Origin of the sequence: Erythrobacter sp. QSSC1-22B (assembly GCF_001678665.1) — a bacterium.
Taxonomy (GTDB): domain Bacteria; phylum Pseudomonadota; class Alphaproteobacteria; order Sphingomonadales; family Sphingomonadaceae; genus Qipengyuania.
Window position 1 is genome coordinate 150092 of sequence record NZ_LZRP01000001.1, and the last position, 12677, is coordinate 162768.

The window sequence follows — 12677 nt, forward strand, 5'->3', positions numbered from 1 at the left end:
CGCTCAGTACTCCCCCACCAGAACATCGGTGTAGAGTTCCGCCGGCTCGGGCTCGGGCGAATTCTCGGCAAAGTCCGCAGCTTCGGAAACGGTGTTGCGGATGGCCTTGTCGATCGCTTTCAAATCTTCCTCGGTCTTGCCGTTGTCGAGCAGGACCTTCTTCATCGCCTCGATCGGGTCCTTGGTGTCGCGGAAATCCTGCACCTCCTCGCGGGTCCGGTATTTTGCCGGATCGGACATGGAGTGGCCGCGATAGCGATACGTGTTGCATTCGATCAGCACTGGGCCCTTCCCATCGCGGACATGCTTGAAAGCAACTTCCGCGGCAGCGCGCACTTCGAGCACGTCCATGCCGTTGACGAACATGCCCGGGATACGGAACGCGGTGCCGCGGCGATAGAAATCGGTCTCGGCGCTGGAACGGCCGACCGCGGTGCCCATGGCATATTGGTTATTCTCGACCACGAAAACGATCGGCAGTTTCCACAGCGAGGCCATGTTCATGGTTTCGTAAACCTGACCCTGATTGGCCGCACCATCGCCGAAATAGGCGAGGCACAGCCCGCCATCGTCATTGTATTGATGCGCAAGCGCCAAGCCGCCCCCCAGCGCCACCTGCGCGCCGACGATGCCGTGCCCGCCGTAGAATTTGTGCTCGGTGCTGAACATGTGCATCGAGCCGCCCTTGCCCTTGGAAATACCCGCCTGGCGCCCGGTGAGCTCGGCCATGATGACCTTGGGATCGATCCCGTAGGCAAGCATGTGGCCATGATCGCGATAGCCGGTGATCACGCTGTCGCGATCGTTGTCGAGCGCGGACTGCAGCCCGATGGCGACGGCTTCCTGGCCGATATAGAGGTGGCAGAAACCACCGATAAGCCCGAGCCCGTAAAGCTGGCCGGCGCGCTCCTCGAAGCGGCGGATCAGCAGCATCTGCTCGTAGAAGGCGAGCATTTGCTCCGGGCTGGCATCGTAGCGCTTCTGCTTCTCGTGCTCGTCCTGCAGGCTGTGCAGCGCGAATTCGTCGGGCGACTCGCTCCGCTTCTTCGGGTCGCTTTTCGCGGATTTCGTCGCGCTGGCGGGGGTCTTGGCCAAGTCCGGTGTCCCTTCGATCATTCTGGTCCCGTCGATCGCCCCGGAGCTGTGCTCGATCCCGGGGCCGGGTCGCGTGGCCTATAGGCGCAAGCTCGTAGCGCGCGCAACGGGGCGCGGCGGCTATGGGTGCGAAACCGTAACGTCAGTGGGTTAGCGCACGCCCTCATCGTCGAGGCGGATTACCACCTCGTCGGGATGAACGACGTTGAGCTGGCTGCGGAGCAATTCGCCGACCATGTCGGGATCGGCGCTGTCCGGATCTAGCAGAGCGACGCGATTGCGCAGCGCATCGCGCTCCGTGGTCAGCGCCGCGAGGTGTTCCTGGCGCTGGTCGAGCAGCCGCAGGTTCTCACTCCAGGAAAGCAGTCCGGATGGACCGGCGATCGCCAGGCCGCCCATCACCAGCAGAACGCCCAGAGCCAGCGACTGAACGCCGCGTTCTTTGCGAATGCCGTATTTGTCACCTGCGCGCTTCATAGATGACCAGAATCACACTTGGCCTGAGGGCGCAAGCGCAAAAGGGAATTCATGTGCAGGCAGGAGCGTCGCCGGGATGGGCAAATGGAGCCCTGGCGCTCTCTTGGTGGCAGCGACCTTGACATCGCAAACGATGTCATGTAGTTACCAATGAAACTAATATCACAATCAGGAGGACAGCCCATGCCCGATCTCTTCGAAAACCCCATCGGCCTCGACGGCTTCGAATTCGTCGAGTTCTGTGCGCCGGAGAAGGGCCAGCTCGAGCCTGTTTTCGAAGCCATGGGTTTTGCCTGGGTCGCCTCGCACCGCTCCAAGGACGTCGATCTGTGGCGCCAGGGCTCGATCAATCTGATCGCCAATTACGAACCGCGTTCGGCGGCGTGGTATTTCGCGCGTGAACATGGCGCTGCGGCCTGCGGAATGGGTTTCCGGGTGAAGAACGCTGCCAAGGCCTATGCCGAACTGCTCGAGCGCGGTGCCGAACCGGTTACTGTCGAGACAGGCCCGATGGAACTGCGCATCCCCGCGATCCGCGGCATCGGCGGAGCGATCATCTATCTCATCGATCGCTACGCGGACGAGACCGGCCACGGCTTGTCGATCTACGACATCGATTTCGAATATGTCGAAGGCGTCGATCGCAATCCCGAGGGCGCCGGCTTCAACGTCATCGATCACCTCACCCACAACGTCTACAACGGGCGGATGGCGTATTGGGCCAATTATTACGAGACGCTGTTCAACTTCCGCGAGATCCGCTTCTTCGACATCAAGGGCGAATACACTGGCCTCACCTCGCAGGCGCTGACCGCGCCCGATGGCAAGATCCGCATCCCGCTCAACGAGGAAGGCGAAGGCGGCAAGGGCCAGATCGAGGAGTTCCTCAAGCAGTTCAACGGCGAAGGGATCCAGCACATCGCGCTCATCTGCGACGATCTCGTCGCCGCATGGGACCGGCTGAAAGACTTCGGCGTCCCCTTCATGACCGCCCCGCCCGAGACCTATTACGAGATGCTCGCCGAGCGGCTGCCCGACCATGGCGAGGATGTCCAAGCGCTCAAGATGCGCGGCATCCTGCTCGACGGCACCACCGAAGGCGGCACTCCGCGGTTGCTGCTGCAGATCTTTGCCGAGGCGCAGGTCGGGCCGGTGTTCTTCGAGTTCATCCAGCGCAAGGGCGACGATGGCTTCGGCGAGGGCAATTTCAAGGCGCTGTTCGAGAGTATGGAACGCGACCAGATCAAGCGCGGTGCGCTTAAGCTCGAGGACCGCGAAACAGAACCAGCGGAGTAAGCTGCCACCAGCATCGCTTCCCGCCCCCCATTACGAACGGAACCGGCCATGACCGAACACAGCTCCCACCCCATCCGCCTCGGCGGCGTCCACCACGCGGCCTATCGCTGCAAGGACGCCAAGGAGACCGTCGAATGGTACGAAAAGGTGCTCGGCATGGACTACACCAGCGCCTTTTCCGAGGACCACGTCCCCTCGACCGGCGAATATGACCCCTACATGCATGTCTTCCTGGACGCGGGTAACGACAACATTCTCGCCTTCTTCGAACTGCCCAAGCAGAAGGATATGGGGCGCGACGAGAATACCCCAGCGTGGGTCCAGCATCTGGCCTTCCGGGTGCACAGCGAGGACGAACTGCTCGCGGCCAAGGCGCATGTCGAGAGCCTCGGCATCGACGTGCTCGGCCCCACGCATCACGGCATCTTCAAATCGATCTATTTCTTCGATCCCAACGGCCACCGCGTCGAGCTGGCGACCGATATCGGCACCGACGAACAATATGCCGAACTGAAGCGCGTTGCCATGCCGATGCTCGAGGAATGGAGCGAGACCAAGACCGCGCCGCAGCATGCCGCCTGGCTTCACGAGATCGCCCGCTCGGAGCACACCAAGGGCTGAGCCACATGCGCATCGGCTGAGACCGAGCGGTTCGGAACATCCCCCGGCGCTCCTCGTTGGCCCCGAAAGGGAGGCTCTCGTCTTGAATTATATCGCTACGCTGCGCGATCAGGTGCAGGCCATGGCGACCGGCTTCGTTGCCGCGCTGCCCAGCATCGCGATCGCGTTGATCGTTCTGGTCATCACCTGGATCGTCGCGCGTTTTGCGGTGAAGATCGCCGACATGCTGGTGGGTCGGACCGAAATCCGCCCCAACCTCAAGGCCCTGACCGATACAGTGGTCAAGCTGGCAATATGGCTGATCGGGATCATGATCGCCGCCATCGTCGTGATGCCCGGTCTGACCCCCGCCGCGCTGTTCACCGGGCTCGGTATCGGTGCGGTCGCGATCGGTTTTGCGTTTCAGGACATCTTCGAGAATTTCCTAGCGGGCGTGCTGATCATGCTGCGCGAGAAGATGCGGATCGGCGACATCATTGAATGTGAGGGCATCACCGGCAAGGTCGAGAAGATCACGCTGCGCGAAACCCATGTTCGCCGCCTCTCGGGCGAGCTGACCATCGTCCCCAATTCGATGATCTTCAAGAACCCGGTCGAGATCCTGACCGACGAGATCAAACGCCGCCACGAGGTCGTGGTCGGCGTTTCATACGACACCAATCTCGACCATGCCGCCGATGTTATTCGCCGCTCGGTGGAGTCGGTCGATGGGCTCGAACCGGACCGCGGGGTCGATATCTTCGCGCAGGAATTCAACTCCAGTTCGGTCGACTTCCTCGTCCGCTGGTGGGCCGGTTCCACGCCCCGCGCCGGCTGGGAGAGCAAGGACAAGGTCGTTCGCGCAATCAAGGCGGGCCTCGACGCGGCGGAGATCGAAATCCCCTTCCCCTATGTGACGCATACCTTCAAGGAGCGGGTCCCGCTGAGCCAGAGTACCGACAGCGCGGACTGACGGGCCCAGGCTCGTGGTCCATGGAAGGAAAATCGATGGCCGTGTTCTGTGACCTAGCGGGCCGGATTGCTTGAGCAACCCCGGGTATCTAACGCGTCGACAGGAACTGCTGCTCGCGCTCGCGGCGGCGGTCGTGACCGCCAATGCCTATTACATCCATCCGATCATCGGCGAAGTCGCCGACGGGTTCGGGGTCAGCACGGCGACCATTGGACTGGTCCCGGCTCTGAACCAGCTGGCGCTGGCGGTAGGCATCTTCCTCCTGCTTCCGCTTGGCGACCGCTTTTCCAACCGCAGGCTGACGGTGCTGTTTACCGTCGGGCAATGCATCGGTCTGGGGATGATGACGCTGGCGCAGGACTTTGTACTGTTCACTGCCGGATCGACGCTGCTCGGCTTCTTCACCATCGCGCCCTATCTGCTACCGGCCTACGCCTCCAAGCGGGTTGCTCCGGAGCGGCTGGGCCATGTCACCGCCACGCTCACCGCTGGCGTTATATTCGGGATCTTGATCGCGCGGGTCGGGGCAGGCGTGATCGCGGAATATTTCAGCTGGCGCGCGGTCTACTGGATCGCCAGCGGTGCGATGATCGCCATCGCGATCGCCCTGCCCCGCATCATGCCGCAGCTTGAGGCGACTCGCGATAAAATACCGGGCAATTACTTCGGGCTGGTGATGTCGGTCTTCCCGCTGCTGCGCTCGCACCGCGAGATTTTGCTCTCGGGCGCGATCCAGGGGATCGGCTTTGCGCAGTTCATAGCGCTGTGGCTGGGCCTCGCGCTGCACCTTACCTCGCCCGAGATGGGTTATGGAACCGACGTGGTCGGCTATCTCGCCGGCTTTGCCGCGATCAGCATCCTTTCAACGCCACGGCTCGGCAAACTTGCCGACAAATTCGGCCCCCGGCGGGCGCGCTTCTACTTCTCGCTGGTCCAGACCGCGGGGATCGCGCTGCTGATCCCCTTCGGCAACAACCTCTGGCTGCTGATGATTCCCATCTTCTTCGGCAATCTGGTCGGCCCGGCGATCGACGTCACCAGCAGGATGACCTTCCTCTCACTCGCCCCCGGGCTGCGCACGCGGCTGACCACGATCTACATCGTGATGATGTTCATCGGCGGCGCGATCGGCAGCATCGCAGGCACCGCAATCTACGATTTCTACGGGTGGAACGGTACGGCGCTGTACGTCTTCGCCTCATGCCTCGCGATCATCGCGATCTCGCTGGTTTCGTGGCGAATGTACGGCCGTCAAGAATAGCTTGATCTGGCCGGGGGTAAGGGGAATGGTGCGCCCGACAGGATTCGAACCTGTGGCCCCCAGATTAGGAATCCTGTGAGACGCTTACCATAGGGCCTCACTAGCCTTTAGATGACGGATTTCTGCGGTTCATGCTTTTCATGCATTGCATGAAACCTCACGCGATGTTACCTATCGCGTTACCTGCTGCCGATAAGGTAACAGGTGAGCCGAGCGGGATGGTCTAGATCCCAGCCCGGCTCTGACCACAACGATCCAGGGAGAGATCATCATGGCTACCGATACCTTACAATCGACCACAGCCCCCGCAAAGCCCGCTCGAGAGGCTTACGAGCTTGCCACTGACTTACAGACGTGTTGCTCGCGCGTTCGCAGCCTAGCTGAGTGCATAGGCGCAACCGCTGACGATGCCTTCAGCGAGACGCAGGAACGCGCCCGAGGGCGCAAGATCCAGAACATCATAAACCTTTCGGATCTGATTGAGCGTGAAATTGCCGAAGTGACTAAGATGGGCGAGCGGATCGAGGTCATCTCGCAAGCAGAAAGAGATGATCGATGATCGCCCTTTGTACCGGTCGCCCTGTCATTAAACAGGACGGAGATCGCATCATCGCCACAATCCCAAGCGGGAACGGCGAGGTCGAGATTGCGCTCAACTTTGGGCAAGCTACGTGCCTCGGGGAAGGAATGGTACGGCTTGCTAGGGAAGCGGTCAGCAATCAGAACATCGCCGCCTCTGCTAAAATTCTGCCCTTGAAGCGCAAAACAAAGCGCGGGGCCTGACCATGCTAACCGACGCGAAGCTGCGAGCAATCAAGCCACCCGAAACCGGGCAGCAAGAGCATCCCGACCATAAGGTGACTGGGCTCCGCCTTCGCGTCGGCCATGGCGGCACAATGACTTGGATTGTGCGCCGCAGGGTTGGCGCAAAGGTGCTGAACAAGAAACTAGACACCTATCCGCCCATGGGCTTAGCGGACGCCAGAAAGGCCGCTGAGAGGCTTTTGGAGGCTTTGGCTAGGGATGGCAGCACAGAGGCGCTCGACCGCACGTTCTACACCGTAGCAGAGCACTGGATCGAAAAGGTCGCCAAGCCGAAAAACGACAGTTGGAAGGACGTTCACCGCAAGCTGGAATTGCATGTCTATCCGACATGGCGGGATCGAAAGATTGTCGAGATTAAGCGGGCTGACGTTCGCGAATTGCTCGAGGGCATCGAAGGCGTGGTGCTGCCCAACCGGGTGTTGTCGGCAATCAAAACCATTTTCCGCTTTGCCATGTCGCGCGATTGGCTGGAGGCTTCCCCCGTCGAGGGCATCGCAAAGCCGAACGCTGAGCCCGTCCGTGATCGGGTGTTGGATATGTATGAAATCAAGCGGATATGGGAGGCCTGCGCCCTCGCCGGTTTCCCCTTCGGGTCGTTTGTTCGGACACTTGTGCTGACTGGCCAGCGGCGCACTGAGGTTGCCGGTATGCGGTGGGCAGACTTGGACCTTAAAGCCGGGACATGGATCATTCCCGCAAGCGACACAAAAGCCGAGCGGACGCACCTAGTGCCGCTCAGCAAGCCCGCTGTCGAAATGTTGGAAGGCCTGCCCGAACTGGGCGAATTCGTTTTCAGCAATGATGGCGAGACGCATATTAGCGGCTATTCGAAGGGCAAGCTGCGCCTAGACAAGTTCATGGCTGGCAACGGCCCTGCCCCCGCCCCTTGGCGGCTGCACGACCTGCGCCGCTCGACCGCCACGCATCTAGTCCGTCTTGGCATCACCGAGACAGTGGTGGGCCGCGTCCTAAATCATGCCGCGATAGGCGTCACCGCAAGGGTTTATGCTTTGCATTCCTACGCACCGGAAAAACGCCACGCGCTCGACCTGTGGGCAGCCGAGGTCGATCGGGCGGTGAATGGCGAGCGCGGCGGCAATGTCGTCCGGATGGGGAAAGCCTGATGCCCGGTGGCGCAATGCACCAGCCCTCGGACTGGGCAATCGCGGAGCTTCGGCGGGTAGCCCCAGACTTTCCCGTCGCTGCATTTTGCTCTGCGGTGGGCATGTATCCAATCGACCAAAGGCATAAAGCGCAAACCCCTAAGGGCGTCCGCGACGATCTAGGCGAAATCTCTGATGCGGCGCGGGCGCTTTATAAGCTGCTCGCGAATGGCAGCGATGAACTGCTCGCATACCTTGGCGGGGAATGTGTCGCCTTTGGCGATCCGATGCTGCCAGAGCGGATGAAACCAAGGCTCCTTAGGCTGTCCGGACTAGCGCGCCATGCCGAGGCCGAGGCGGCTAAGGGCGTAGGGGCTGGCGCACCGCGTAAGGCAATATCGCGCCTGATTGGGCGATTGGAATTCGCCCTAGCGGAAGCCGGGATTGAGCCCGACGCCCGCAACAACGGCCCGCTGGTCGCCGCCTTTGATGTCGCCTGCCAAGAGCTTAGAATTTCTGTCGCAGACGCCGCCGACACGGTTCAAAAGGCACTTGCCCGCATGCCGGGGAAACAATAGGCGAAATTCCTGCCTAATCAGTCCGGTCAAGCTTGCAGTAACCCGCGAGAATGCCGTTATTAAACATGTCACCCGTTCGAATGGTTCGAACCAGTGAGGTGACATATGGCACAATTCCTAACTCCCAAGGCGGTTTGCGATAAGATCGCGCTGAGCCGCGCCACGCTCGATCGGCTGGTCGCTGCAGACAAGTTTCCCGCTCCGCTGAAGCTGACCGAACGCCGCCTCGCATTCAATGCGGCGGACGTTGAAAACTGGATGGCTGAAAGGATGGAGGCTGCATAATGCAGAAACGCCGCCCCCTTGGGGACGGCGCTGTTCTGCTTGGCGGCGAACGCTCCGTTCCTACCGAAAAAACCCCGTCCCTGCAACCTTCGAACGTGTGCGAACTCCGCGCGTTGCACCTGATCGCTAACCGCCATGTGCGCCCCGAAATGGCGCTAACGCTGGCGGCGCTGGCGTTTGGGGGTGCGCAGTGAGCGACCTCCCGACCAGCTCGACAATCATCCCTTGGACACGCGTCCCGCTCCGCGCCTTCGTCGTCATCCCCGGCGATGAAATCGGTCGCGACTTCGTTCTGGTCAGACAGGGCGGCTATCCGATCGACGGTGGCCTTGAGCCCATGCAGGGACCCCTCGCAACCGTTCTGAGGCACTTGCGAGATGATCCGCGCGGCCTCCCCGTCACGATCCATCCCGAATGCAGACGGAGGGCGGCGGCATGAATGCTCAAACCGCGATCAAACCGGACGAAATCACGACCTTTCTTGGCAGCATCCCCGCCGAGGAATTTGAAAAGCGTTCCAAGCTGCGCAGCCTGCGCAATGCGGCGGCTGCAATGATCGCCAGCACTGAAAGCGACACGGCCCGCGCGTTGGCGTGGTTCGCGACCGAATACGCCACCCAGGCGCTCTACAGCCCCGGTGCGACCCAGGCGCTGGACGATCTCAACAAGCTCTGCACCCGCTTTATGCTCACGGCGATCCAAGCCGAACAGATCGATCTCGAAAGGTTCGGAGAATGAACGATAGCGCCATGAAGGTCGATGATAGCGAACTAGCCGCGCTCGCTTCGATGGCCGATGATTATAGTCATCCGCAGTCTGTTAAAGCGGGCGAGCCTGTTTACGTTCGCCCCGGCTCCTTCGCAATCGATGGCAAGACCTCGACCGAGGAATCGCTGGCGAGGGAATGGGCGACGAACCACCATGCCGACTGGCGTTTCGACGCTGGCATTCAACGGTGGTTCGAGTGGGATGGATCTCGCTGGAAACAGGATCGGACCCGGCGAGCTCTCCAGCTAATCCGTGAACATATTCAGGCTGCAGCCGAGGGCCGGGGCGGCAACACCAAGCCGCAACCGGCGCTCGCGAAGGCATCGGTCGCGCGAGGGGTGGAAACCTTCTGCCAGATCGATCGCCGCACAGTGGTTGAGCATGATGTTTGGGACCCGGACGCTTTCCAGCTGGGGACGCCGAAGGGAATGGTCGATCTCCGAACCGGCAAGCGGCTGCAGGCCAGCCGCACGGCAATGATAACCCGCTCGACCTCGATCGCGCCAGCGGGCGGCGAGCCGAAGCGGTTTCTGCAATTCATTCGGGAGGCCACAAACGGCGACGATACGGTCGCCCATTTTCTACAGCTTGTGCTGGGTTACTGCCTGACCGGCTCGACCCGCGAACATGCCCTGTTCTTTGGCTATGGCGGGGGCAAAAATGGTAAGTCCGTTCTGCTGAATACGGCGGCACGGATAATGGGCGAATACGCCACGACCGCCGCAATGGACACCTTCACGGCCAGCCGAGGCGATAAGCATCCAACTGACCTTGCAAGGCTCGACGGGGCGCGGCTGGTGGCTGCATCGGAAACCGAGGAAGGTCGAGCATGGGCGGAATCGCGCATCAAGCAATTGACCGGCGGCGACCGCATCGCGGCTCGCTTCATGCGGCAAGATTTCTTCGAATTCACGCCGCGCTTTAAGCTGTTCATCGTGGGCAACTTCCGGCCCCGCTTGCACAATGTGGACGAAGCCACCCGCCGCCGCTTTAACATCATCCCGTTCCTGCACATTCCGCCGAACCCCGATAAGGACCTCGAGGAAAAGCTCGCGGCTGAGCACCCGCAAATCCTCGCCTGGATGATCGAGGGCGCGCGTCAATGGCATGAGACCGGCCTCACCCGCCCCGAGGCCATCGCGCACGCTACCGACCGCTATTTCGAGGATCAGGACCTTCTAGGCCAGTGGATTGCCGAGCGGTGCGAAACCCGCGTGGGCGCGATGGGCAAGGCAACCCCTCTCTTCGAAAGCTGGCGCGATTTCGTGCGCGAGAATGGCGAGGAGGAAGGAACCCAACGGGCCTTTGCCGAGGTGCTTGAAAAGCGCGGCTTCGAACGCAGCCGCAACAACGCACTTGGCCGGTTCTATCGCGGGATCGATCTCTACTCCCGCCGCATCGTGGAGGACTGACCATGTCGCATGTCACATCATGTCACTGTTTTCCCCATTGGTCTCATGCGCGCGCGTATGTGAAGCTGAATAGGCAATCTGCTGACATGAAGCGACATGCGACATGGCAGGCCCTACCTCATCTCTGTGTTGCGAGCCTAAGACACCACCGCCACTCTAGCGAAGAAAACGCAACCCCGAACTCGTCTAGCGTCGCCTCGCACGCGCGGGCGCGCAAGCGCGCGCGAGGGAGCCGGGGGCCTGTTGCCTCTGAACAGCGCAAGCCGGGGACCGCTGTTGGTCAAAATTTCACGCAAAACCAGATTAAGATTTGGGGGGTGAGATGACCCGGCTTGGCTACGTTCGCGGCGATGGCGACTGTGCATTCTGCGGCGAACCCTTCACGTTCGAAGCCACCATCGACGCTCTAAGGACTTCACCCAAGCTCTACTGTGCCGAGCGATGCAAGCGCCAAGCTGCATATCGCCGCCGCGTGGAACGCGCTGCGCAAACGCCGATCACGATTGAGAGCCCTCGACCTTGCGACAGCGATGGCTGGCCGATCGAGAGCCTATCATGACCCCGCCCCCTATCCATCCCTGCAGCGCCGCGTCCGGGGACCGCTTGGATACCTCGCCAATCATAAACCGTAACATTGGGAGCAATCGGAATGACATCACCGAGCATGGCCTGGGGGCGTTTCCAACCCTGTCGAGCGGGATCGGGGGACCGCTGGGTAACCGTGACACTATCGCTAACTCAAGTTTTCTCGCGCGCGCGCGAGGGGAAAGGATTTAACATGGCCGATGAAAGCATGCTGACACCCGCAGCGGCGAAGCTGCTCGCCGAGTTTCGCCGCATCACGATCCTGGCAGAACAGGATGGCGCAGACATGGGCGACAGGTTCCACGCCGTTGCCAGAATATTCGGCGATCACCTCTCGCTAATCGCTGAACCAAAGGATGCCGCAGCGTGGATGAAACGCGAGGCGCGACGGATCGAGGCTCTTGCCAGAGCGCAGCATTCGGAGACCGAACAGTGAGCCAAGAACGCGAGCTAGTGGATACCAACCGCCACGCGCACGAGCATTTCGATCACCTGCTGATCTCAGGGACAACCGAGCACATGGCCGTGGTCGCGTTCACCGTCGCGGCAATCGAGCGCGCGGTGCGGGCCGGGGGCAAGGAAAAGACCTCCCATTGGCTCAGAACCTTGGCTGATCGGGTAGATGCGGGGCAGTTAACCGACCCTCCACCTTGACTTTCCAATCGAAATGTGGTCTAGCGGGTTTGTCTAGCGCGCCGTTGCTGCGCAGGCACGGATCCAGTCCCGCCCCGTAGGGCGCACTGACCGGCCACAATCCAACATTCACGGATTACAGGCGGAGTGCGTCTAATGGAAATTGCGGGATTCCCGCTCGAGATAAAGAATCTGTCCGAAGGTGGCGAAATCGTCGGCTTCGCTGCAGCATTCGGCAACCTCGATCACGGCGGCGATATCATTGAAAAGGGGGCCTTCGCGGAGACCCTCGCACAGCACAAGGCAGCGGGAACCGCCCCTGCGATGCTGCTGCACCACGACATGTCCAGGCCGATTGGCCGCTGGACCGAACTATCCGAAACCGAAGATGGCCTGCTGGCCAAGGGCAAGATCACCCGCGACTGCACCGATGGTGCGGAAGCCTATGCGCTTGCCCGCGATGGGGCGCTGGGCGGGCTTTCGGTCGGCTATGGCGTGAAGGTAGCTGGGCGGCGCGGCGATGCTCGCTTGCTGCAGCAATTGGAACTGCACGAGGCAAGCCTTGTGGCGGTCCCGATGAATGCGAAGGCGCGGATCGTCACTGTTAAGTCGATCGGCAACATTCGCGAATTGGAGGATCTGCTGCGCAGCGGATTGTCCGGACGCAAGGCGCGGGTGGCTGCAAACGCTGCATGGGCCGCAATCAACTCAACCGAACCGAACAACGACGACGAGCTGGCAGCGATCCTGTCCGCCTCGATCAACCGACTCAGCACGATTTAACGG

The 12677-nt window shown here is 61.2% G+C and carries 17 protein-coding genes; 15 read left to right on the top strand and 2 right to left on the bottom strand.

Translation table 11 applies throughout. The annotated features are described in order from the left end of the window. Nucleotides 1-3: 3 nt before the first annotated feature. Entirely contained in the window at nucleotides 4-1095 is a 1092-nt protein-coding gene (gene pdhA / locus A9995_RS00670) for a pyruvate dehydrogenase (acetyl-transferring) E1 component subunit alpha (protein WP_067609391.1), read from the bottom strand. Nucleotides 1096-1245: 150 nt separating this feature from the next. Further along, nucleotides 1246-1572, bottom strand: a complete 327-nt coding sequence (locus A9995_RS00675) for a septum formation initiator family protein (RefSeq protein ID WP_067607749.1) — start codon at nucleotides 1570-1572, stop codon at nucleotides 1246-1248. Between the two features lie 183 nt (nucleotides 1573-1755). Between A9995_RS00675 and hppD the strand changes: the two genes are divergently transcribed. The 15 genes from hppD to A9995_RS00750 all read left to right on the top strand — a co-directional run bounded on the left by hppD (nucleotide 1756) and on the right by A9995_RS00750 (nucleotide 12674). After that, on the top strand, nucleotides 1756-2868 hold the full coding sequence (hppD, locus tag A9995_RS00680) for a 4-hydroxyphenylpyruvate dioxygenase (protein WP_067607752.1): 1113 nt from the start codon (nucleotides 1756-1758) through the stop codon (nucleotides 2866-2868). Between the two features lie 48 nt (nucleotides 2869-2916). Further along, nucleotides 2917-3489 (top strand): VOC family protein, encoded by a 573-nt coding sequence (locus tag A9995_RS00685; RefSeq protein ID WP_067607755.1) that lies wholly within the window; start codon nucleotides 2917-2919, stop codon nucleotides 3487-3489. Nucleotides 3490-3571: 82 nt separating this feature from the next. Further along, nucleotides 3572-4441, top strand: a complete 870-nt coding sequence (locus A9995_RS00690; protein ID WP_067607758.1) for a mechanosensitive ion channel family protein — start codon at nucleotides 3572-3574, stop codon at nucleotides 4439-4441. Between the two features lie 70 nt (nucleotides 4442-4511). After that, a complete protein-coding gene (locus A9995_RS00695; RefSeq protein WP_067607761.1) occupies nucleotides 4512-5702 on the top strand; it encodes an MFS transporter in 1191 nt (396 codons plus the stop codon). 271 nt (nucleotides 5703-5973) lie between these two features. Next, complete coding sequence (locus A9995_RS16450; protein WP_145916754.1) at nucleotides 5974-6261, top strand: hypothetical protein; 288 nt, start codon at nucleotides 5974-5976, stop codon at nucleotides 6259-6261. After that, nucleotides 6258-6485, top strand: coding sequence for a hypothetical protein (locus A9995_RS17290; RefSeq protein ID WP_067607764.1), 228 nt, complete (start codon nucleotides 6258-6260; stop codon nucleotides 6483-6485). Before A9995_RS16450 ends, A9995_RS17290 begins: the two co-directional genes overlap by 4 nt. Nucleotides 6486-6487: 2 nt before the next feature. After that, nucleotides 6488-7651: a site-specific integrase gene (locus A9995_RS00705; RefSeq protein WP_067607767.1), complete on the top strand. Its 1164-nt coding sequence runs from the start codon at nucleotides 6488-6490 to the stop codon at nucleotides 7649-7651. Nucleotides 7652-7752: 101 nt separating this feature from the next. Beyond that, nucleotides 7753-8208, top strand: coding sequence for a hypothetical protein (locus A9995_RS00710; protein WP_145916755.1), 456 nt, complete (start codon nucleotides 7753-7755; stop codon nucleotides 8206-8208). Between the two features lie 105 nt (nucleotides 8209-8313). Next, a complete protein-coding gene (locus A9995_RS00715) occupies nucleotides 8314-8493 on the top strand; it encodes an AlpA family transcriptional regulator (protein ID WP_067607773.1) in 180 nt (59 codons plus the stop codon). Further along, complete coding sequence (locus tag A9995_RS00720) at nucleotides 8493-8687, top strand: hypothetical protein (protein ID WP_067607775.1); 195 nt, start codon at nucleotides 8493-8495, stop codon at nucleotides 8685-8687. Before A9995_RS00715 ends, A9995_RS00720 begins: the two co-directional genes overlap by 1 nt. A gap of 241 nt (nucleotides 8688-8928) precedes the next feature. Continuing rightward, nucleotides 8929-9231: a hypothetical protein gene (locus tag A9995_RS00730; RefSeq protein ID WP_067607780.1), complete on the top strand. Its 303-nt coding sequence runs from the start codon at nucleotides 8929-8931 to the stop codon at nucleotides 9229-9231. A 50-nt stretch (nucleotides 9232-9281) separates the two neighbouring features. Further along, on the top strand, nucleotides 9282-10673 hold the full coding sequence (locus A9995_RS00735; RefSeq protein ID WP_082992443.1) for a phage/plasmid primase, P4 family: 1392 nt from the start codon (nucleotides 9282-9284) through the stop codon (nucleotides 10671-10673). A 778-nt stretch (nucleotides 10674-11451) separates the two neighbouring features. Further along, complete coding sequence (locus tag A9995_RS00740; protein WP_067607783.1) at nucleotides 11452-11694, top strand: hypothetical protein; 243 nt, start codon at nucleotides 11452-11454, stop codon at nucleotides 11692-11694. Further along, on the top strand, nucleotides 11691-11912 hold the full coding sequence (locus A9995_RS00745; protein WP_067607786.1) for a hypothetical protein: 222 nt from the start codon (nucleotides 11691-11693) through the stop codon (nucleotides 11910-11912). Before A9995_RS00740 ends, A9995_RS00745 begins: the two co-directional genes overlap by 4 nt. Nucleotides 11913-12047: 135 nt before the next feature. After that, complete coding sequence (locus A9995_RS00750; protein ID WP_067607789.1) at nucleotides 12048-12674, top strand: HK97 family phage prohead protease; 627 nt, start codon at nucleotides 12048-12050, stop codon at nucleotides 12672-12674. The last annotated feature ends 3 nt before the right edge of the window (nucleotides 12675-12677 follow it).

Bases quoted from the DNA above. Each gene is read 5' to 3' on its own strand.
- A9995_RS00675 (WP_067607749.1), bottom strand. From the start codon at position 1,572: ATGAAGCGCGCAGGTGACAAATACGGCATTCGCAAAGAACGCGGCGTT.
- hppD (WP_067607752.1), top strand. From the start codon at position 1,756: ATGCCCGATCTCTTCGAAAACCCCATCGGCCTCGACGGCTTCGAATTC.
- A9995_RS00685 (WP_067607755.1), top strand. From the start codon at position 2,917: ATGACCGAACACAGCTCCCACCCCATCCGCCTCGGCGGCGTCCACCAC.
- A9995_RS16450 (WP_145916754.1), top strand. From the start codon at position 5,974: ATGGCTACCGATACCTTACAATCGACCACAGCCCCCGCAAAGCCCGCT.
- A9995_RS17290 (WP_067607764.1), top strand. From the start codon at position 6,258: ATGATCGCCCTTTGTACCGGTCGCCCTGTCATTAAACAGGACGGAGAT.
- A9995_RS00705 (WP_067607767.1), top strand. From the start codon at position 6,488: ATGCTAACCGACGCGAAGCTGCGAGCAATCAAGCCACCCGAAACCGGG.
- A9995_RS00710 (WP_145916755.1), top strand. From the start codon at position 7,753: ATGTATCCAATCGACCAAAGGCATAAAGCGCAAACCCCTAAGGGCGTC.
- A9995_RS00715 (WP_067607773.1), top strand. From the start codon at position 8,314: ATGGCACAATTCCTAACTCCCAAGGCGGTTTGCGATAAGATCGCGCTG.
- A9995_RS00720 (WP_067607775.1), top strand. From the start codon at position 8,493: ATGCAGAAACGCCGCCCCCTTGGGGACGGCGCTGTTCTGCTTGGCGGC.
- A9995_RS00730 (WP_067607780.1), top strand. From the start codon at position 8,929: ATGAATGCTCAAACCGCGATCAAACCGGACGAAATCACGACCTTTCTT.
- A9995_RS00735 (WP_082992443.1), top strand. From the start codon at position 9,282: ATGGCCGATGATTATAGTCATCCGCAGTCTGTTAAAGCGGGCGAGCCT.
- A9995_RS00740 (WP_067607783.1), top strand. From the start codon at position 11,452: ATGGCCGATGAAAGCATGCTGACACCCGCAGCGGCGAAGCTGCTCGCC.
- A9995_RS00750 (WP_067607789.1), top strand. From the start codon at position 12,048: ATGGAAATTGCGGGATTCCCGCTCGAGATAAAGAATCTGTCCGAAGGT.